Origin of the sequence: Streptomyces sp. NPDC002994 (assembly GCF_040611155.1) — a bacterium.
GTDB lineage: Bacteria > Actinomycetota > Actinomycetes > Streptomycetales > Streptomycetaceae > Streptomyces.
The window spans coordinates 209530-227298 of sequence record NZ_JBEXNQ010000005.1; the positions used below are offsets into that span (position 1 = coordinate 209530).

General features: G+C 69.0%; 18 protein-coding genes. 11 read left to right on the top strand and 7 right to left on the bottom strand.

The genetic code is table 11. The annotated features are described in order from the left end of the window. Nucleotides 1–10 precede the first annotated feature (10 nt). Nucleotides 11–529, bottom strand: coding sequence for a DUF2617 family protein (locus ABZX79_RS08250; RefSeq protein ID WP_355253425.1), 519 nt, complete (start codon nucleotides 527–529; stop codon nucleotides 11–13). A gap of 315 nt (nucleotides 530–844) precedes the next feature. Further along, a complete protein-coding gene (locus ABZX79_RS08255) occupies nucleotides 845–1045 on the bottom strand; it encodes a hypothetical protein (RefSeq protein ID WP_355253427.1) in 201 nt (66 codons plus the stop codon). A 128-nt stretch (nucleotides 1046–1173) separates the two neighbouring features. On the opposite strand from ABZX79_RS08255, the gene ABZX79_RS08260 reads away from it, so the two are divergent. Together ABZX79_RS08260 and ABZX79_RS08265 are read left to right on the top strand one after the other, a co-directional pair. Continuing rightward, the gene (locus ABZX79_RS08260) at nucleotides 1174–2385 is read left to right on the top strand and encodes a pyridoxal phosphate-dependent aminotransferase (RefSeq protein ID WP_355253429.1); all 1212 of its coding nucleotides are present in this window, start codon (nucleotides 1174–1176) and stop codon (nucleotides 2383–2385) included. A gap of 384 nt (nucleotides 2386–2769) precedes the next feature. Next, nucleotides 2770–3921: a hypothetical protein gene (locus ABZX79_RS08265; RefSeq protein WP_355253717.1), complete on the top strand. Its 1152-nt coding sequence runs from the start codon at nucleotides 2770–2772 to the stop codon at nucleotides 3919–3921. Between the two features lie 10 nt (nucleotides 3922–3931). On the opposite strand, the gene ABZX79_RS08270 is transcribed toward ABZX79_RS08265, so the two are convergent. Continuing rightward, nucleotides 3932–4474 (bottom strand): YbjN domain-containing protein, encoded by a 543-nt coding sequence (locus ABZX79_RS08270; RefSeq protein ID WP_355253431.1) that lies wholly within the window; start codon nucleotides 4472–4474, stop codon nucleotides 3932–3934. Between the two features lie 104 nt (nucleotides 4475–4578). Further along, a complete protein-coding gene (clpB, locus tag ABZX79_RS08275) occupies nucleotides 4579–7164 on the bottom strand; it encodes an ATP-dependent chaperone ClpB (RefSeq protein WP_355253433.1) in 2586 nt (861 codons plus the stop codon). A gap of 124 nt (nucleotides 7165–7288) precedes the next feature. On the opposite strand from clpB, the gene ABZX79_RS08280 reads away from it, so the two are divergent. After that, nucleotides 7289–7711 carry a TIGR03618 family F420-dependent PPOX class oxidoreductase gene (locus tag ABZX79_RS08280; RefSeq protein ID WP_355253435.1) on the top strand — a complete coding sequence of 141 codons (423 nt, stop codon included), beginning with the start codon at nucleotides 7289–7291 and terminating at the stop codon, nucleotides 7709–7711. Nucleotides 7712–7815: 104 nt separating this feature from the next. Here ABZX79_RS08280 and ABZX79_RS08285 read toward each other — a convergent pair whose 3' ends face one another. Continuing rightward, nucleotides 7816–8136: a (2Fe-2S)-binding protein gene (locus tag ABZX79_RS08285; RefSeq protein ID WP_215135961.1), complete on the bottom strand. Its 321-nt coding sequence runs from the start codon at nucleotides 8134–8136 to the stop codon at nucleotides 7816–7818. A gap of 1 nt (nucleotide 8137) precedes the next feature. After that, nucleotides 8138–8314 carry a hypothetical protein gene (locus ABZX79_RS08290; protein ID WP_355253438.1) on the bottom strand — a complete coding sequence of 59 codons (177 nt, stop codon included), beginning with the start codon at nucleotides 8312–8314 and terminating at the stop codon, nucleotides 8138–8140. 152 nt (nucleotides 8315–8466) lie between these two features. Here ABZX79_RS08290 and ABZX79_RS08295 point away from each other — a divergent pair, with 152 nt between their 5' ends. The 6 genes from ABZX79_RS08295 (at nucleotide 8467) to ABZX79_RS08320 (ending at nucleotide 15095) form a co-directional block, all read left to right on the top strand. Further along, nucleotides 8467–9450 (top strand): helix-turn-helix transcriptional regulator, encoded by a 984-nt coding sequence (locus tag ABZX79_RS08295; RefSeq protein WP_355253440.1) that lies wholly within the window; start codon nucleotides 8467–8469, stop codon nucleotides 9448–9450. A 95-nt stretch (nucleotides 9451–9545) separates the two neighbouring features. Next, complete coding sequence (locus ABZX79_RS08300) at nucleotides 9546–10556, top strand: LuxR C-terminal-related transcriptional regulator (protein ID WP_355253442.1); 1011 nt, start codon at nucleotides 9546–9548, stop codon at nucleotides 10554–10556. Nucleotides 10557–10652: 96 nt separating this feature from the next. Further along, nucleotides 10653–12671, top strand: coding sequence for a cellulose 1,4-beta-cellobiosidase (locus ABZX79_RS08305; RefSeq protein ID WP_355253444.1), 2019 nt, complete (start codon nucleotides 10653–10655; stop codon nucleotides 12669–12671). A 14-nt stretch (nucleotides 12672–12685) separates the two neighbouring features. After that, nucleotides 12686–12817: a hypothetical protein gene (locus tag ABZX79_RS08310; protein WP_355253445.1), complete on the top strand. Its 132-nt coding sequence runs from the start codon at nucleotides 12686–12688 to the stop codon at nucleotides 12815–12817. A 781-nt stretch (nucleotides 12818–13598) separates the two neighbouring features. Next, entirely contained in the window at nucleotides 13599–14372 is a 774-nt protein-coding gene (locus tag ABZX79_RS08315) for a hypothetical protein (RefSeq protein WP_355253447.1), read from the top strand. A gap of 78 nt (nucleotides 14373–14450) precedes the next feature. Beyond that, complete coding sequence (locus ABZX79_RS08320; RefSeq protein ID WP_355253719.1) at nucleotides 14451–15095, top strand: dihydrofolate reductase family protein; 645 nt, start codon at nucleotides 14451–14453, stop codon at nucleotides 15093–15095. 803 nt (nucleotides 15096–15898) lie between these two features. Here the strand turns inward: ABZX79_RS08320 and ABZX79_RS08325 are convergent. Beyond that, nucleotides 15899–16333, bottom strand: coding sequence for an ATP-binding protein (locus tag ABZX79_RS08325; protein WP_355253449.1), 435 nt, complete (start codon nucleotides 16331–16333; stop codon nucleotides 15899–15901). 266 nt (nucleotides 16334–16599) lie between these two features. On the opposite strand from ABZX79_RS08325, the gene ABZX79_RS08330 reads away from it, so the two are divergent. Next, nucleotides 16600–17496 (top strand): helix-turn-helix transcriptional regulator, encoded by an 897-nt coding sequence (locus tag ABZX79_RS08330; RefSeq protein ID WP_355253451.1) that lies wholly within the window; start codon nucleotides 16600–16602, stop codon nucleotides 17494–17496. 2 nt (nucleotides 17497–17498) lie between these two features. Then, nucleotides 17499–17705 (top strand): DUF397 domain-containing protein, encoded by a 207-nt coding sequence (locus tag ABZX79_RS08335; RefSeq protein ID WP_355253452.1) that lies wholly within the window; start codon nucleotides 17499–17501, stop codon nucleotides 17703–17705. Nucleotides 17706–17769 lie beyond the last annotated feature (64 nt).

Sequence of the window (17769 nt, forward strand, 5' to 3'; positions counted from 1 at the left end):
CTAGGTGTAACTACAGGCTTGCGGGCATACGTGCGCCTACCCGTGATCTCGTCACCACCAACTGCCCCTCCTGTGGATACGCGTGCCACGTTCGCCACCGCACCTGCCCCTCATACCGCTGCGCCAGCATCGCCGTGAACGCGTGCGGGCTGCCGGGAAACGTTCCCGCGAGCCCGTTGGGGTGGTCGGCGACGAGCGCGAGGAGTTCCTGCGCGCGCCCCGCGAACTGGCCCTGGGTGAGGGTCTCGACGCGCGCGGCGAACTCGTACTCCCAGTGTCCGAGTCGTTTGGCGACGCCCAGCGGCAGCGGCGTACTGCTGCCGGGCATACAGGCGACCGTCTCGGAGCAGGAACCTTCGTCCTCCTCCAGAAGCACTTGATGCGAGGCGCCGAGGAGCCTCAACTGGAGGACAGCAGCGCCAAGTTGCAGGTCGAGCACGGCCAGGGCCGGCAGCGGCTCGCGCCCCAGCGCCCAGGCGAGGTCGGCGGCACGCGTGTCGGTGTAGGCAGTCTTGAGAGTCGTGAGCATGAGTGGGCTCCGCAGACAGGCGTTTGGGAAGGGTGGACCGGGGTCACCCGGGAGGTGTCGTACGAGGGGATTCGGGGACCGCCTGCTCGGGTCCACATGAGGTCCGAGGGCTGATGTTCTCGACAGCGAGGGAATCATGAAGTGCGCTGCGCTCACAGCGTTTTTACCCAACTTGGAGTGGTTTCCATCCCCTCGGGGGCCAGTCGGTTCATCTGTTCAACAAGAAGGCGCCCGGCGGGAGTTAACCCGCCGGGCGCAAGGGCCTGACGATCGGAACGGTGCAGATGTGGTACGGGCGGAGGCAACTGCCCCGTGTCAGTCGCCTCCGCCTCCACCACCGCAACCGCCGCCGCCCCCGCAGGACGAACCGCCACTGCAGGACGAGCCGCCGCCCCCGTGACCGCCCTCCCACCAGCTGCCCCCGCGGGTGCGGGACCGCCTGCCGCCGCGCTTTCCCGCGACCGCTGTCAGCCCGACAATCACCAGCACCACGATCACCAGCAGGGCGAATTCCATGGCCCCCACCGTCCTTCCGGTCCCCCGAAGCGAGGTGCTCGCTTCTTACGTGACTGGGGGATGCCCCCAGCCGTCGAAAGCCAAAGCAGACTTGAGCAACTCCAGAGGTTCGGCCCAGGATGGCCGCCATGACGACGCCGAGAGACCACACAGCCGGCCGGCCCCACAGCCCGCGCCCCCTCCTCAATCGCAGACTGGCGGAGTTCGGGACGACGATCTTCGCGGAGATGTCGGCGCTGGCCCTGAGGACCGGCTCGATCAACCTCGGACAGGGCTTCCCCGACACCGACGGCCCCGAGGAGGTGCGGGAGGCGGCGGTCCGCGCCCTGCGCGACGGCCGCGGCAACCAGTACCCACCCGGCCCCGGCATCCCCGGCCTGCGCACCGCGATCGCGGACCACCAGCACCGCCGCTACGGCCTGTCCTACGACCCCGACACCGAGGTCCTGGTCACCACCGGCGCCACGGAAGCCATCGCCGCCTCCCTGCTGGCCCTGCTGGAGCCGGGCGACGAGGTCGTGGCCCTGGAGCCGTACTACGACTCGTACGCCGCCTGCATCGCCATGGCGGGCGGCACGCGCGTCCCCGTGACCCTGCGCCCCCACGAGGGCCGGTACGTACTCGACCTCGACGAACTGCGCGCCGCCGTCACCCCACGCACCCGCCTCATCCTCCTCAACACCCCGCACAACCCCACCGGCACCGTCCTGACCCGCGAGGAGCTGGCGGCGATCGCCGCGCTCGCCGTCGAGCGCGACCTCCTCGTCGTCACCGACGAGGTCTACGAACACCTCGTCTTCGACGGCGAGCACATCCCGCTCGCGTCGTTCCCCGGCATGCGCGAGCGCACGGTCAGCATCTCCTCGGCGGGCAAGACGTTCTCCTTCACCGGGTGGAAGGTCGGCTGGGTCACGGCGTCGCCCGCTCTGGTGACGGCCGTCAGGTCCGCCAAGCAGTTCCTGACGTACGTGTCGGCCGGGCCCTTCCAGTACGCCGTCGCCGAGGCGCTGCGCCTGCCCGACGCGTACTTCACCGCCCTGCGCGACGACCTGCGCGCCAAGCGCGATCTGCTGAGCGCGGGGCTCGCGGACGCGGGCTTCGAGGTCTACCGCCCCGCCGGGACGTACTTCGTCACCACCGACATCCGTCCCCTCGGCGAGACCGACGGCTTCGCCTTCTGCCGCGCGCTGCCGGAGCGGTGCGGGGTGGTCGCGATCCCGAACGCGGTCTTCTACGACCACCGGGAGGTGGGCGCCCCGTTCGTGCGATTCGCCTTCTGCAAGCGGACTGAGGTGCTCCAGGAGGCGGTGACCCGCCTGAAGGGCCTGGCCGGCGGCTAGATCGGGCGCCTGCGGCGGGCCTTTCCCCACCCCGCCCCTTCCCGAACTGGGGCTCCGCCCCAGACCCCGCTCCTCAAACGCCGGAGAGGCTGGATGGTGCCGTTGAGCGGGAACGTGCCGCCGGCCGCAAATCCAGCCCGTCCGGCGTTTGAGGACACGCCCGGAGGGCGTCCCGGGGGTCTGGGGGCCTGCCCCCAGTTTCGGGAAGGGGCGGGGTGGGGAAAACGCCCCGCGCAGCGGTAGGCGCACCCTGGGCCGGTCGGGCGAGCAGCGGTCGCGGTGCGGCGGCGGGGCGCTCATCGTCGGGGGCAACGACTCGCGCGCGCCCGGAGGTAGACCGTGTCCGTCGACACCGCAGAGAGGGCCGCCGTCCGCCCCACCCGCATGCCCGCGCCCGAAGCGGTACGCGCCCTGCGCCGGGCGGCACCCGCCCTCGCCCTCTTCGCCGCCGCCCGCCTCACCGGCGTACTCGCAGTCGCCCTCTGCTCCTGGTACGTCGGCAAGAACCCCCTCGCACGCCTCGGCGACACCTGGGACTCCCGGTGGTACACGGGCATCGCCGCCCACGGCTACGGACACCGCACCCTCACCTTCCCCGACGGCGGGACCCAGAGCGACCTGGCCTTCTTCCCGCTCTACCCCGCCCTCATCAAGGCGGTCACGACCGTCGTCCCCCTCTCCGGCGGAGCGGCCGGCCTGCTGATCGCCTGGACCGCCGCCGCGGGCGCCGCCTGCGGCATCTACCTGGTCGCCGACCACCTCTACGGCCGCCGCACCGCCACCGTGCTCGTCGTCCTGTGGGGCCTGCTGCCGCACTCCGTCGTCCTGACCATGGCGTACACGGAGCCGGTGCTCACCGCCTTCGCCGCCTGGTCGCTGTACGCCGTCCTCCGCGGCCGGTGGCTCTGGGCCGGCACCCTGGCCGCGCTCGCCGGACTGGCCAGGCCCAACGGGATCGCGGTGGCCGCGGCGGTGGGCGCGGCAGCGGCGTACGAACTGTGGACCCACCGGAAACACAGGGCCCGCGTGCCCCGGCGGATCTGGGCGGGGGCCGCCCTCGCGCCGCTCGGCTGGGCCGGCTTCGTGCTGTGGGTGGGGGCCAGGGAGGGCGATCTGCTGGGCGGATACTTCGCCGTGCAGGACGGGTGGGGTTCACGGTTCGACTTCGGCGCCGGGGGCCTGCGCTTCACGAAGCACCTGCTCCTCGCACGCGAGGTCCTGCCGTTCCCGATGGTGCTGGTGATCGTCGCGGCGGCGCTCGTGCTCTTCGCCCTGCTGCTCCTGGACGACCGCGTCCGGCCGCCGCTGCCGCTGCTCGTCTACACGACCGTACTCGTCCTCATCACGGTCGGCGGCTCCGGCTTCTTCGAGTCCAAGGCCCGCTTCCTGCTCCCCGCCTTCCCCCTGCTCCTCCCCCTCGCGCACGCCATGACGAAAGCCCGGCCGAGGGCCGCGATCGTGGTGACCGCCGCCCTGGCCGGGCTCTCGCTGAGTTACGGGACGTATCTGGTGACGATCGCCCCGGTGCCCCTGTGAGGCGCCGTGCTCAGGCCTCGCCGTCGCCGGAGCCGTCGCCGTCACCCTCGGCGGAGTCGACGTCCTTCTCCAGGCCCAGCTGCTCGACGAGCCACTTGTCGAATTCGATCGAGGCGCGCACCCAGCCGACCGTCGACGACACGAAGTGCTCAAGGCTGACGCCGGTGCCGATCAGCATCTGCGCCTCACCGATGAGACGGACGGCGCCGTCGTCGTGGGTGTGGCTGTAGACCTTGGGCCACAGCGTGCGGCGGTTCCAGTCGTCGATCAGCTCGAGGAGCTGGACCTTCTCCTCGATCTGGTGCGGCCGGTCGTAGAAGGTCCGTACCGAGAAGACCTGCTGGTCGTCCTCGCCACGGAACATGAAGTACGTACGGAATTCCTCCCACGGCGCGGCGAGGTCGCCCTCGTCGTCGACGACGTACTTCAGCTCCATCTGCTCCAGCAGCTGCTTGACGAGGTCCTGGTCCGGGACAACCGGGCCGGCGGGGCCTTCGGGCTGCGGTTCGGGCTGGCCCCCGAAGTTCGGGATCGAGGACGGGTCGATAGACATGTTCAATACTCCTGGGGTCTCGCGTGTGGGGTCTTCGCGTGGCTGCCTGACATCGACCCTAGTCGCGAAAGCGGGCGAGGGTCCTTCGCCCTGGGCTGAAACCCCTACTGCGCCGCGCCCACCGTCAAACCGTCCCCGGCACGGTCCACCCGGACCGTGTCGCCGTCGGTGATCTCGCCCGCCAGGATCTCCTTCGCCAGCCGGTCACCGATCGCCGTCTGGATGAGCCGGCGCAGCGGCCGGGCGCCGTAGGCAGGGTCGTTGCCCTCTTCCGCCAGCCAGGCCAGGGCGGCCGGGGTGACGTCGAGGGTGAGGCGGCGGTCGGCGAGGCGCCTGGCGAGGCGGCCGATCTGGAGCTCGGCGATGTGCGCCAGCTCGTCCCCGGACAGGGCGGAGAAGACGACCAGATCGTCGAGCCGGTTGAGGAACTCCGGCTTGAAGGTGGCCCGTACGATCTCCAGGACCTGCTGCTTCTTCTCTTCGTCGCTGGTCAGCGGCTCGACGAGGTACTGACTTCCGAGGTTCGACGTCAGCACGAGGATAGTGTTGCGGAAGTCGACCGTCCGCCCCTGCCCGTCCGTCAGCCGCCCGTCGTCGAGGACCTGCAACAGGATGTCGAAGACCTCCGGGTGCGCCTTCTCGACCTCGTCGAGGAGTACGACGCTGTACGGGCGCCGGCGCACCGCCTCCGTGAGCTGGCCGCCCTCCTCGTAGCCGACGTAACCGGGCGGAGCGCCCACCAGCCGCGCCACGCTGTGCTTCTCGCCGTACTCGCTCATGTCGATGCGGACCATGGCCCGCTCGTCGTCGAAGAGGAAGTCCGCGAGCGCCTTGGCCAGCTCGGTCTTGCCGACACCGGTCGGGCCGAGGAAGAGGAACGAGCCGGTCGGGCGGTCGGGGTCGGCGATGCCGGCGCGGGTGCGGCGTACCGCGTCCGAGACCGCCTGGACGGCCTCGTGCTGGCCGATCAGGCGCTTGCCGAGCTCGGCCTCCATGCGCAGCAGCTTCTGCGTCTCGCCCTCCAGGAGGCGTCCGGCGGGGATGCCGGTCCAGGCGCCCACCACATCGGCGATGTCGTCGGGTCCGACCTCCTCCTTGACCATGGTGTCGGTACGGACCTCCGCCTCGGCGGCGGCGGCCTCCTCCAGCTCGCGCTCCAGGCCGGGGATCTCGCCGTACAGCAGCTTGGAAGCGGTGTCGAAGTCACCGTCGCGCTGGGCGCGTTCGGCCTGGCCGCGCAGGTCGTCGAGCCTCTCCTTCAGCTCACCGACGCGGTTGAGGCCCTGCTTCTCCTTCTCCCAGCGGGCGTTGAGACCGCGCAGCTCCTCCTCCTTGTCGGCGAGGTCGCGCCGCAGCTTCTCCAGGCGCTGCTTGCTCGCCGGGTCGGACTCGTTCTTGAGCGCGAGCTCCTCCATCTTCAGCCGGTCGACGGCGCGCTGGAGCTCGTCGATCTCCAGCGGCGAGGAGTCGATCTCCATGCGCAGGCGCGAGGCGGCCTCGTCGACGAGGTCGATGGCCTTGTCGGGGAGGAACCGGGAGGTGATGTACCGGTCGGAGAGGGCCGCGGCAGCGACCAGCGCGGAGTCCGCGATCTGCACCTTGTGGTGGGCCTCGTAGCGCCCCTTGAGGCCGCGGAGGATCGCGATGGTGTCCTCTACGGTCGGCTCGGCGACCAGCACCTGCTGGAAGCGGCGCTCGAGGGCGGGGTCCTTCTCGATCCGCTCCCGGTACTCGTCGAGGGTCGTCGCGCCGACCATGCGCAGCTCACCGCGGGCCAGCATCGGCTTGAGCATGTTGCCCGCGTCCATGGCGGAGTCGCCGCCGGCGCCGGTGCCGACGACGGTGTGCAGCTCGTCGATGAAGGTGATGATCTGCCCGTCGCTCTCCTTGATCTCGGAGAGGACGCTCTTCAGCCGCTCCTCGAACTCACCGCGGTACTTGGCCCCGGCGACCATCGCGCCCAGGTCCAGTGCGACCAGCTTCTTGTTCTTGAGCGACTCGGGTACGTCGCCCTTGACGATGCGCTGGGCGAGTCCCTCGACCACGGCGGTCTTGCCCACACCCGGCTCACCGATGAGCACGGGGTTGTTCTTCGTACGCCGCGACAGGACCTGCACGACGCGCCGGATCTCCTGGTCCCGCCCGATGACCGGGTCGAGCTTGCCTTCGCGCGCGGCCGCCGTGAAGTCGGTGCCGAACTTCTCCAGGGCCTTGTACTGGCCCTCCGGGTCGGGGGTGGTCACCCGGCGCCCTCCCCTGATCTTCTCGAACGTCTCCAGCAGCTTCTTGGCGCTCGCGCCCTCCTGGGACAGTACGTCCCCGGCCTTGCCGCCCTTGGCCGCGATGGCGATGAGCAGGTGCTCGGTGGACAGGTAGTCGTCCCCCAGCTCCTTGGCCTGCTGCCCGGCCTCGGCGATCACCGCGAGCATCTCGCGGTTGGGCTGGGGCGGGGCGACGGTGGCCCCGGTAACGCTGGGCAGCGCGGCGAGCAGGCGCTCTGTCCCTGACCGTACGGCCGCCTGGTCCGCGTCGACGGCGGCCAGCAGGTCGATGATGTTCGCGTTGTCCTCACCCGAGAGCAGGGCCAGCAGCAGATGCGCGGGGGTGAGGTCCGCGTGCCCGTCCTGGACGGCGCGGTTGCTCGCCGCCTGGATCGCGTCCCGGCTCTTGTTGGTCAGCTCTGCGTCCACTGCGCTCTCTCCTCCTCGGCGGGCGGTGTCACCTTGCCTGCTGTCAGCTATGACATATAAAGCATACGCAAAGTTGAGTCTATTCCACTCAAGGCAGAGAAAGACAGCCGACTACTCTTGGCCCATGGCCAATGACCTCGACGTACGGAATCCCAGTCCCGAGTACCTCGCCTTCTGGCGCGAGTACCACCTGTGCACCCTGACAACCCTGCGCCCGGACGGCTCGCCGCACGTCGTGCCGGTCGGGGTGACGTACGACCCCGAGGCGGGGATCGCCCGCGTCATCACCAACAAGAGCAGCACAAAGGTGGCCAACGTGCTGGCCGCGGGACCGGCGGGCGCGCGGGTCGCCGTCTGCCAGGTGAAGGGCGGCCACTGGGCGACGCTGGAAGGGCGCGCGGTCGTCCGTACGGAGCCGGAACTGATCGCGGAGGCGGTACGCCGCTACGCCGAGCGGTACGAGCGCACGCCGGCGCCGAACCCGGACCGCGTACTGATCGAGATCACTCTGGACCGCGCGATGGGCCGCGCCCCGAGCGCGGTCTGACAGGGCGGGACAGCACAGCACAGCGGCGCCATCGTGTTCAGGTCCACGATGACGCCGCTGTGTGGGGGAGCGCCTGGGCGATTGTCAACGACGGGGGAATCGCTTCAGGCGCTGCGGGGGGTGGCGGTGCTGGTTACTGGTTCGATCAGCTGGTGGTCACGCTGGTCGAGATTGACGAACACCATGCCGTACCGCACGGCACAGCGAACGGGCTGCGGAGCCCCCCGGGGCTTGCGAAGGCACCGGTAGGCACGGACGTCCTCATCCTCTTCACGCGCGACCAGGATCGGCTCGCCGAAAAGGGTGACCATCAGCGAGTCGCCACGGTGGGGAATGGCCGTGACCAGGTCGATGAAGTGCCAGCCCGAGCGGTAGGCCGTGGCCATTTCACGTCTGAAGGTGCGGTCGTCCGGTGGGACAGTCATGTCATGCGCCCGCTGCGGTCGGCGCGGGCCCCCAGCTGATCTCACCGGGCCCTGCCGCGGCCTCAATGTTCCAGCTGATCTCACCTGGTGACGTGGTCGCCGCCTCGGAACTCCAGCTGATTTCATCACTGCCCAGTACGCCGTAGCCCAAGACCGCGACGAAAGCGGTGGCAAGCACCGAGCGAAGCATTCGCTTATACATGGTCGGCTTCGTCCTCACTTGTGGATTCATCTCCCCCGTCTCTAAGACGATGTCTCACCTGGGCACGCGAACACCACCGGGTCGATGCATCATGTTCCTGCATGTTCAGGAACCTGGGGGGTGGAGATATGGCCACAAACAACACAAAACCGGCACATCCTCATGGGATAACCGAACTGTGCGACGACGGGAGGCGTCTTTACGCCAGCGCGCTGCGTTCTGGACGCATAGCTCGCAACGAAGTAGAGCCGGCGCCCTGCCTGATGGACTTCGCGCTCCTGCACCCCGACCCGGACGACGCCGACTGGCTTCGCCCAGTTCCGCCGTCCGCCGCACTCGCGCAGCGGCTGCACCCCATAGAGCGGGAGATCCAGGAGCGCCGACGGCACTCCGTCGAACTGGCCGACTCATTCGAGCCGTTCATGGACATCAGCGCCCAGGACCCGCCGACCACCCACGCCATCACGGTGCTGGAGGGGGTCAACCGGATCAACGCCGCGCTCGACCTCGCCACCGCCGAGTGCCGTGCCGAAGTCCTCACCGTGCAGCCCGGCGGCGACCGGGGCGAGGACCGTCTGCGCGAAGGCCTGGAACGCGGCCTGTCGGTGGTCGACCGAGGCGTCAGCATGCGCCACCTCTACCAGCACACCGTCCGGCACAGCCAGGGCACGCTCGCCTACGCGGAACGACTGGCCGACCGCAAGGTCGAGATCCGTACGCTCGAAGAACTCATCGAGCGCCTCATCGTCTTCGACCGGACAGTCGCGTTCATCCCGGCCCGCAACGACGACCAGGTCGCCCTGGAACTGCGCCACCCCGGACTGGTCGACTACCTGGTCAACGTCTTCGAGCAGCTCTGGAGCCGCGCGGCCCCGCTTCTCGAGGAGCTCCAGTACGACCCACCTCCCAAGGGCATCAGCGGTGTTCAGCGATCCATCGCCCAACTTCTCGTCGAGGGCCATGTCGACGACTCCATCGCCCGCCGCCTCGGCATGAACGTGCGGACCTGCCGCGCGCACATCGCCAAACTGAACGCCACGCTCGGCAGCGGCAGCCGGGCCCAACTCGGCTACCTCATAGCCCAGTCCGGCATCCTGGACGACACCCACTGACTGACCACTCCTCCTGCTTGGTCTTGACACTCCCCGGGTGACTACGATTTCGCCACCGTCATCTTGTTGCACTGCAAAAAGCGGGGGGAGTCCAGATGGACGAATATCAGGAAAAGCCGGTGCACCCACACAGCGACCGGGAGCTGTGCGCCCCCGCGATCCGGCTCTACACCGAGGCAGTCCGCACAGGACGGATCGCGCGCGCCGACCTCGCGTCCGCCCCCTGCCTCATCGACATGGCGCTGCTCCAGCCCGATCTCCGGGACGCCGCATGGCTCCACCCCGTGCCACCGTCCGCCGCCCTGGCGCACCTCCTGCAGCCGATCACGCAGGAGATCCACGAGCGTTTACGGCTCACCGTCGCGCTGGCCGACTCGCTGGCGCCCCTGACGTCCGTCGCGAGTGAGGACCCCAACCTCGCCATCACCGTGCTCGAAGGAATGCCGCTGATCCACTCCGCCCTCGACGACGCCATGGCCGTCGCCAAGGAGGAGGTCCTGACGGTCCAGCCCGGCAGCACCCGCCCACCCGACGCACTGCGCCAGGGACTGGCCCACGCCAAGCCCGCCATCGCGCGCGGGTCGGCGCTGCGGCACATCTACCAGCACTCGGCGCGTTACAGCCCGCACCTCAGGGACTACTTGAGCCAGTTCGCCCCCGGACAACTCCAGGTGCGCACCGTGGAGCAGACGATCGAGCGGCTGATCATCATCGACCGTACGGTCGCGTTCCTCCCCGCCACCCGCCGACGCGACGTAGCCCTAGAAATCCGGCACCCCGCCCTCGTCACCTACCTCGTCCAGGTCTACGAAGTGCTGTGGGCGCAGGCAACCCCCATCGCGGAGCACCTGCCTCTGGTGTCCCCGGACACTCCTGTCACCGCCGTGCAGCGCAGCATCGCCTGCCTCCTGGTCGAGGGGAACGTGGACGAGGTGGTGGCCCGCAAGATGGGCATCAGCGTACGCACGTGCCGCGCCCACATCGCCAAGCTGATGCAAGCACTCAACGCCTCGGGCCGGACCCACCTGGGCGCCCTCCTGGTCCAGTCCGGAATAGTCGAAACGCACAGTCCGCCACTGCCTCAACTGGACCTGAACAACGGGTAGTTTCACACCATCCTCACCTGTACAGTCACCCTTCTCTTCATTTCATTCCCCCCACGTCTGTGACTCCTCTTCCTCAACAGAAAGAGCTGCCCAGCCGTGTACGTGGACACCAGAACCACCCTCCGTGCCGCCGCAGCGGCCACCGCACTGCTGATGACCACCGGAACGGTGTACGCACTGGCCGCCACCCCGGCCTCAGCCGCCGCCGCGGCCTGCACCTCTCCGCAATGGCAGGCGCAGTTCTTCGCGAACACGACCTTCAGCGGAACACCCGCCGCGACTGTCTGCGACGCCGCCATCAGCGAGAACTACGGCACCGGAGACCCGGCAGGCGTCACCCTCCCCCACGACAACTTCGGCGTCCGCTGGTCACTGACGCGGGACTTCGGCTCCGGCGGGCCCTTCGCCCTCACCGCCGAAGCGCTGGACGGCATCAGGGTGTACGTCGACGGGGTGCGCCAGATCGACCTGTGGCAGGACGTGACGACCGTCCAGAAGAAGACGGTCAACGTCACGATCCCCAAGGGCACCCACACCCTGCGCGTCGACTACGCCGCCTTCACCGGTTCGGCGAGCGTCAACTTCACCTACGCGCCCCGCACTTCGCCCGAAGTGGACACGACGCCCCCACTCGCTCCCACGGGCACAAGCACGACGTACGACACGACCACGCGCAGGGCAACCGTCACCTGGTCCCGGAACGCCGAGATGGACCTGGCCGGCTACCGGGTCTTCCGCCGCCTCAAGGGCACGAGCACGTACATCAACGTCACGGGCGCGACCCACCTCACCGGCACGACGTACATCGGCGTACCGCCCGCGACGGGCGAGGTCTGGTACTACGAGGTCCGAGCCGTCGACAAGGCGGGCCGCGAGGGCCCCGGCAGCATCGACATGCCCGTCACCACGGTCGACGCGACACCGCCGGCCGCCCCTACGGGCCTGGCGGGCAGTCCGGAGTCCGGTGGTGCCAACTCCCTCACCTGGCAGGCGGTAGCGGACGCGGCGAAGTACGAGGTGTACCGCGCGGCCGGGGACTCCCGCGACTACACGAGGATCGCGACGGTGGAGGCGGTGGCAACTCCGGCGTACACGGACGCGACCCTCGACCCGGCGGTGACGTCGTACAAGTACACGGTGAAGGCCGTGGACGCGGCCGGGAACGCATCGCCGTACGCCACCCACATCACCATCGCGGCCCCCGACACCACCCCGCCCTTGCCGCCCACCGAGCTCGCGATCACCGTCGAGGACGACAAGGGCGTAACGCTGGCGTGGCAGAGCGGGGCAGCGGCAGACACGAAGACGTACAACGTCTACCGCGCACCGGAGGACCTGGACGTGGAGACAAAGGTCGGCACCACGGAGGGCCTCACCCTCCAGGACACGACCGGCCAGTCGGGCCAGCGCTTCCGCTACCGCGTCGCGGCCGTCGACGCGGCGGGCAACGAGTCGGCGAGGACGGATTGGGTGTTCGGCAAGCGGGCGGTGGGCCCCGAGTCCGTACCGACCGCGCCGCAGGAACTGACCGGCACCCTCACCGGCGGACGCCTGAACCTCAACTGGACGGCGGGCCCGTACGTCCCGGTGACGGAGTACCGCGTCTACAAGAGCGAGACGAGCCCGGTCCCGACGGGCACGGACGTGGAGCCCTACCGAGTCACCCAGACCCCCACCCTCACGGTCGACGACATCCCGGCGGACGAGTGGGACCACTTCTACGCGGTGGTCGCGGTAACCCAGTACGGCGTGGCCTCCCCCGCCTCCGGCTCCTTCAAGCCCGTCTACCAGGCGCACCAGCCGCCTGCCGCGACGCGGATTTACGACGTGTCGGGCCACGACGGGATGGTGTGGTTCGTCTGGGACCACGTGGAGGCCGACGAGGGCGCGCCGGCGATCACGGGCTACCGCGTGTACCGCGCGACGGAGCCGGGCGTCACGAAGGAGAACGCGACCGCGCTGCCGGTTACCACGGACAACGAGTTCAGGGACACGGAAGTGACCAACGGGACGACCTACTACTACGCCGTAGCGGCGGTGGACGCAGCGGGCGGCGAAGCCCCGCTGTCGGCGGAAGTCTCGGCGACGCCGAAGGCAGCGGACGCGACGCGGTAAGTGGGTCGTCCGCCATGGGAGACGCTCCGCAGGAGCCCGGCGAATGGCGCCAGGGACGCAACCCACAGCGCCGGAAAGTCGGGGTGCTGGGCTGGGCGCTGCTGGTCCTGCTCGTGGTCGCGCTGTTCACCCTGTGGCCGAGCTGACCCGACCCAAGCTGAGACGGCGCGGCGGGGGCGGAGGAGGCCCGTGGCTTCGGGCGGCCCGTGGCGTTGATGGCCTCTGCGATGGGGGCCGCCACATGTAAGTGTGGCGCCGGAGGCCCGCCCCTCAAGGGCGCTCCTGCGTCGCGTCGCCTACGGCGATTGCGCTCCGCTACACCCTTGACCGCCGACCCTCCGCCGCAATGCATCTGGGGGGCGGCCCCCGGGGGGAGCCCACGGGGAAACTCCGGGGATTGGCCGCTCGCCGCTGCCGAGTGGCGGGCTCGGTGAGTGGGGCGCGGCAGGTTGAGGGAGCGGCGCGGCCCCTGGTTCGGCGACTGCGGGAACGGCCGTTGGCTGGACACCCCATTCCGACGCACACGACCACCGACGCCGGTGGACAGCTGGGCCGCCGGGCCGACCTGCGAACTCGTGTCGGCGCGGCTGGGGCGCGACAGTTGAATGGGGCGACTCGGGCGGGTGTGGCGTCCACCCCGGCCGGTGGCCGGTTGAACTGCAAGCCCGTTGCTGATGTGGGTGGGGGGAAGGGCGTCCAGGAGTCGGCGGCGCGGTTCCCGGCTCTCAGCCGGGCGGGATGGGACGAACCCAGCAGAAGACGAACACGGGCACCCAATTTGCCCTGTTTTGACACGTCGGAAGGGGATCCCCATGCGTCATGTGCTGGGTTCATCGCACGCCAGCAACACGGCCTTCCCTCCGCAGCTGCGGCCACCGCTTCAGCGCCTTCACCACCAGAAGGTGAGTATGACTACTCATGTGCGCAGTGATCAGCATCGCGAATGCTGCGTGCATGCGATCGACATCCCTCCTGAAGCCAGCGCTGATGGCCGCACTCGCCTGCATCGCGCTGTCCGGCTGCGCCTCCCACAAAGCCATCGCCGACCATGCCCCCGCAAACAGCGCCACCCAGGCAGCAACCCCTCCGGACGCATCCTCGATCGACAACCACCCGGAGCTGCGCTTCCTTGAGCTGATGACCCGCATTACGCAGAGCTGCGCCCCGGACGCCCCCCAAGGCGGCGCAAACGGTGAGCCGCCCAGGCCCGAAGACCTGCCCGGCTGGGAAGGTTCTTCCACGCCGAGCTACGTGCCGGGCCAGGCCCCGCCGAGCGCCGATGGGGGAAACCCGGTCACCCTCCCTCCCGATGCTCCCGCGCCGCCGGAGTCGACCCCTTCCCACGCCATGCCCAAGTCGGTCAAGGAAGTGCCACTGACCGGTATCGAGAAGTGCAGCGGCGACGAGCACGCAAAGCGCATCAGCGAGGCGTTCAAGAACAAGAAGGCAACCAGCTACCAGGTGACGGAGAAGAAGCTGATCGGCCTGAACTACCCGGCGTCGCGGATTCACCAGATGCCGAACCATGCGGGTGCGCCCCGGGCAAGGCTCGACTTGCGCATGATGGGCAGCCACTTGGCCTTGGAGGTCACCGGCACCAGCAGCGGGGTGACCGTCGAAACCTTCGGGGCTCCGGAGACGGAGGACGTGAAGGTGACCGATGTGAAGCGCAAGCCGAAGTTGGCCCCGCCCACGTCCTGAGCGAATCGCACGGGGCCTCTCCCCGCAACGGCGATGAGTTTGCCCGGCCCAAGCAGTCTCACCGTCATGAGGAAGCACGTGGATCAGCTGCTGAGAGTCCAGAACTTCAATGTCTCGCGTGACGGTTTCGGTGCGGGTGAGCACCAGAGCTTCGAGAGACCGTTCGGCCACGCCGATCCCGGGGACGTGTTCGCCTGGGCCGGCGCCACGGCGAGCTGGCCCATGCGCACCGACCCCGGGGGCAGCCGAGGCCTCGACGACTACTTCACGCGAGACTTCGCACGCAACATCGGCGCCGAGATCATGGGCCGCAACAAGTTCGGGCCCCAGCGCGGCCCCTGGCACGACCATGACTGGCGCGGCTGGTGGGGTGATGAGCCCCCGTTTCACACGCCGGTGTTCGTAATGACCCACCACACGCGTCCGTCGTTCACACTCTCCGACACCACGTTCCACTTCGTCGACGGCGACCCGGCCACGGTCCTTGAGCAGGCGCGGGTTGCTGCGCAGGGCAAGGACGTCCGACTCGGCGGCGGGGCCACCACCATCAGGCAGTTCCTTGACGCCGACCTCGTCGAGACCATGCATGTGGCGGTCTCGCAGGTGAAGCTCGGATCCGGGGTACGACTCTGGGAGTCACCCGATGAGCTGCTGGACCGGTTCCACCTCGACGTCGTGCCCAGCCCCAGCGGCGTGACGCACCACCTGTTCTGGCGAAGGTGACACGAAAGGCTCACTCGGGCTCGGCTGCTGTGCGGCTCGAGGGCAGCACCCAGCTGGCGGCGCGCCCCCATCACGCGGCAGACCGGCTCGCGGGGCCTCGCGTGGACCGAATCCACCACATGACACTCACTCAGACTGCCCATATGCGTCGAAACTGGTGCGAAAACGGCATGCGGAGTCGTCATGTGATGGATTCGGACCACCGAGTGCCAGCGGCCACCGCTGTCCGTCCGGCCGGACCATCGGCAGGACCGCTCGCTCCCGGACAGCCCTCCACCCACCCACACCCACCACGTGCTTGAGGCGTCACCGAGCACCGTGGTGGGTGGACGCCGCACTCACCCGAGTCACCCGATTCAACTGTCGCGCCCGACCCGCAAGCGGGACTGTCCGCAGGTCGACCCGAACGCCCAGCCGGCCGCCTGGGTGGGTGGTCGTGTGCGTGAGAAAGGGGATGTCGCACCAGCGGCCGTTCCCGCAGTCGCCGAACCCGGGGCCGCGCCGGCCGCTCAACCTGCCGCGCCCCACCCACCGGGCCGCAAGCCACCGAGCCAACCCGCGCCCATATTCCAGTCGGCGTGCAGGGCGTTTTTCTTTGGGCCGTCCCCGTGGAAAGCGTTAGCGGTGGGCCGGGGCGGCGGGTCAAGGGTGGGCCGCAGGCACATCGCGCAGCGACGCGACGAAGGAGCGCCCTTGACGCGCCGTCACGGCCCACCGACCCTGGAGCGCTCGGGAACGACCCGAAACCCCCAGAAGCAAGCTGTGGTTACCCCCGCCCCCGCCAGCAAGGGCGAGAGGCCTTCCTAGCCCCCGCCCAGCTCGAACCAGACCCCCTTCGCATACCGCCCCGCGCGCTCCCCCGCCACACCCCACGCGTCGGCAGTCCCGGCGACGAGCGCGAGCCCACGCCCCCAGCAGGTCTCGTCGGCGGCCAGACGCCGGACCGGCAAGTCCGGGCTCTCGTCGAAGACGCTGACCCGGACGCGTACGGGTTGAACCTGCAGCCGGAGCATGGCCGAACCCTTGGTGTGGAGGTGGACATTGGTCACCAGCTCGGAGGTACAGAGCGTCGCAGGCATGACGAGCCCGCCCCGCCCGAGAGCGATGAGTACGAGTCGGACGAAGTCCCGGCACACCTTGGGCGCGGTGGCATCGGCGGGAGCAAACAAGCTGTAGTCGTACGACAGTTGGCCGGACCGGTGACATGCCGGCCGGCGACCGAAAGGGTCGGAGTCCATGAGTATCGGCTCCCGTCAGGGGCGTGGGGGATGAGGGCACTGCGCGGAGCGATGGCATTGCCCGAGCGCTCCCGGCTGGAGCGGCAGGTGCGCTGTCGGCTTACAGGCACAGGAATTGAATGACGCGAGGCCATACGGTCAGTAATTGGCGCCGCACTCACGGTAAGGCGAGACGGTTATCTGGTGCAACCGAATCGACGAATCGACTGGACCGCTCCCGCCGCTCAGCGGCACACTGAACCCAACCCCGCTACGAAGGACGCACGTTGGCACTCCGCACGAGCACCACGGAACGGCAGCGTCGACTCGGCGCCGAGCTCAAGAAGTTGCGCGAGCAAGCCGGTCTGAACGTGACCGATGGCGGCGCGTTCATCGGTATGGGACGAGCGCACCTGAGCCACGTCGAGGCAGGACGCACGGCCATCCCTACCGACAAGCTTCGCAAGCTCTGCCACTCGTACGGGTGCACTAGTGCCCCGTATATCGACGCCCTGGTCTCCATGAGCGAGACAGACGGCAAAGGCTGGTGGACGGAGTACCGCCGTCTACTCAAACCGCCGGCCCTCGACCTCGCGGAGCTGGAAGCGGCAGCGAACTCCCTCGCTTCGTACGAGTCCCTGTTCATCCCGGGCGTTCTGCAAATCGCTGACTACACTCGCGCCATCTTCCGGTCCAGTCAGCAGGACTGGTCGGACAAGGACCGTGAGAAGGCGGTCCAGTTCCGCATGGACCGGCAGAAGATTCTCACCACCGATCAACCGCCCGCCTTGCACGCCGTGATCCACGAGTCCGCGCTGCATGTTCGGTTCGGAAATGCTGACGTCCGACGACGCCAGCTTCTGCACCTGGTGCGGATGGCCAAGTTGCCCCACGTCATCATCCAAGTGCTGCCGTTCACGGCCGAGGGGCTGTCGGCTTTCAGCACTCCGTTCCTGCTGGTCGAGTCACACCAGTCGACACTGCACACGGTGCTCGCGGAGACCCATGCCGCGTCCGCCTTTCTGCACGACGCGGACTCGTTCACGAAGTACCGCTCACACTTCCACAGGCTCGCAGCCGCAGCACTGCCGCCACTCGACCCGGACGTCGCCGCGTACGACCATGGAACCCACGACTCGCTCGGCCTCGTCCAGCACATTCTCTATACGCTCCAGGAGCACTGAACATGCCCGAGTTGCACTGGCAGAAGTCGTCCTTCAGCGAAGACCAGGCGAACTGCCTCTACGTCGCGACCGCGCCCGACGGAACGGTCCGCCTCCGTGAGAGCGACGACGAACCCGACATCACCCTGACCGCCACTCCCACCCAACTCGCCGCCCTAATAGCCCGCTTCCGGACCGAGGACGCACAGCGAGCGCACCCGATCGGGTGAGTCGCCTGGGCACAGCGAGTCGCGCCGCGCTGCCGTGGGCAGAGCCCAGGAGTTGAGCGTAAGG

What these genes read in the sequence shown, in the direction of transcription:
- ABZX79_RS08285 (WP_215135961.1), bottom strand. Translation starts at nt 8,136, where the DNA reads ATGACTGTCCCACCGGACGACCGCACCTTCAGACGTGAAATGGCCACG.
- ABZX79_RS08295 (WP_355253440.1), top strand. Translation starts at nt 8,467, where the DNA reads ATGGCCACAAACAACACAAAACCGGCACATCCTCATGGGATAACCGAA.
- ABZX79_RS08335 (WP_355253452.1), top strand. Translation starts at nt 17,499, where the DNA reads ATGCCCGAGTTGCACTGGCAGAAGTCGTCCTTCAGCGAAGACCAGGCG.
- ABZX79_RS08280 (WP_355253435.1), top strand. Translation starts at nt 7,289, where the DNA reads ATGGCCAATGACCTCGACGTACGGAATCCCAGTCCCGAGTACCTCGCC.
- ABZX79_RS08255 (WP_355253427.1), bottom strand. Translation starts at nt 1,045, where the DNA reads ATGGAATTCGCCCTGCTGGTGATCGTGGTGCTGGTGATTGTCGGGCTG.
- ABZX79_RS08260 (WP_355253429.1), top strand. Translation starts at nt 1,174, where the DNA reads ATGACGACGCCGAGAGACCACACAGCCGGCCGGCCCCACAGCCCGCGC.
- ABZX79_RS08265 (WP_355253717.1), top strand. Translation starts at nt 2,770, where the DNA reads ATGCCCGCGCCCGAAGCGGTACGCGCCCTGCGCCGGGCGGCACCCGCC.
- ABZX79_RS08270 (WP_355253431.1), bottom strand. Translation starts at nt 4,474, where the DNA reads ATGTCTATCGACCCGTCCTCGATCCCGAACTTCGGGGGCCAGCCCGAA.
- ABZX79_RS08250 (WP_355253425.1), bottom strand. Translation starts at nt 529, where the DNA reads ATGCTCACGACTCTCAAGACTGCCTACACCGACACGCGTGCCGCCGAC.
- ABZX79_RS08310 (WP_355253445.1), top strand. Translation starts at nt 12,686, where the DNA reads ATGGGAGACGCTCCGCAGGAGCCCGGCGAATGGCGCCAGGGACGCAAC.
- ABZX79_RS08300 (WP_355253442.1), top strand. Translation starts at nt 9,546, where the DNA reads ATGGACGAATATCAGGAAAAGCCGGTGCACCCACACAGCGACCGGGAG.
- ABZX79_RS08325 (WP_355253449.1), bottom strand. Translation starts at nt 16,333, where the DNA reads ATGGACTCCGACCCTTTCGGTCGCCGGCCGGCATGTCACCGGTCCGGC.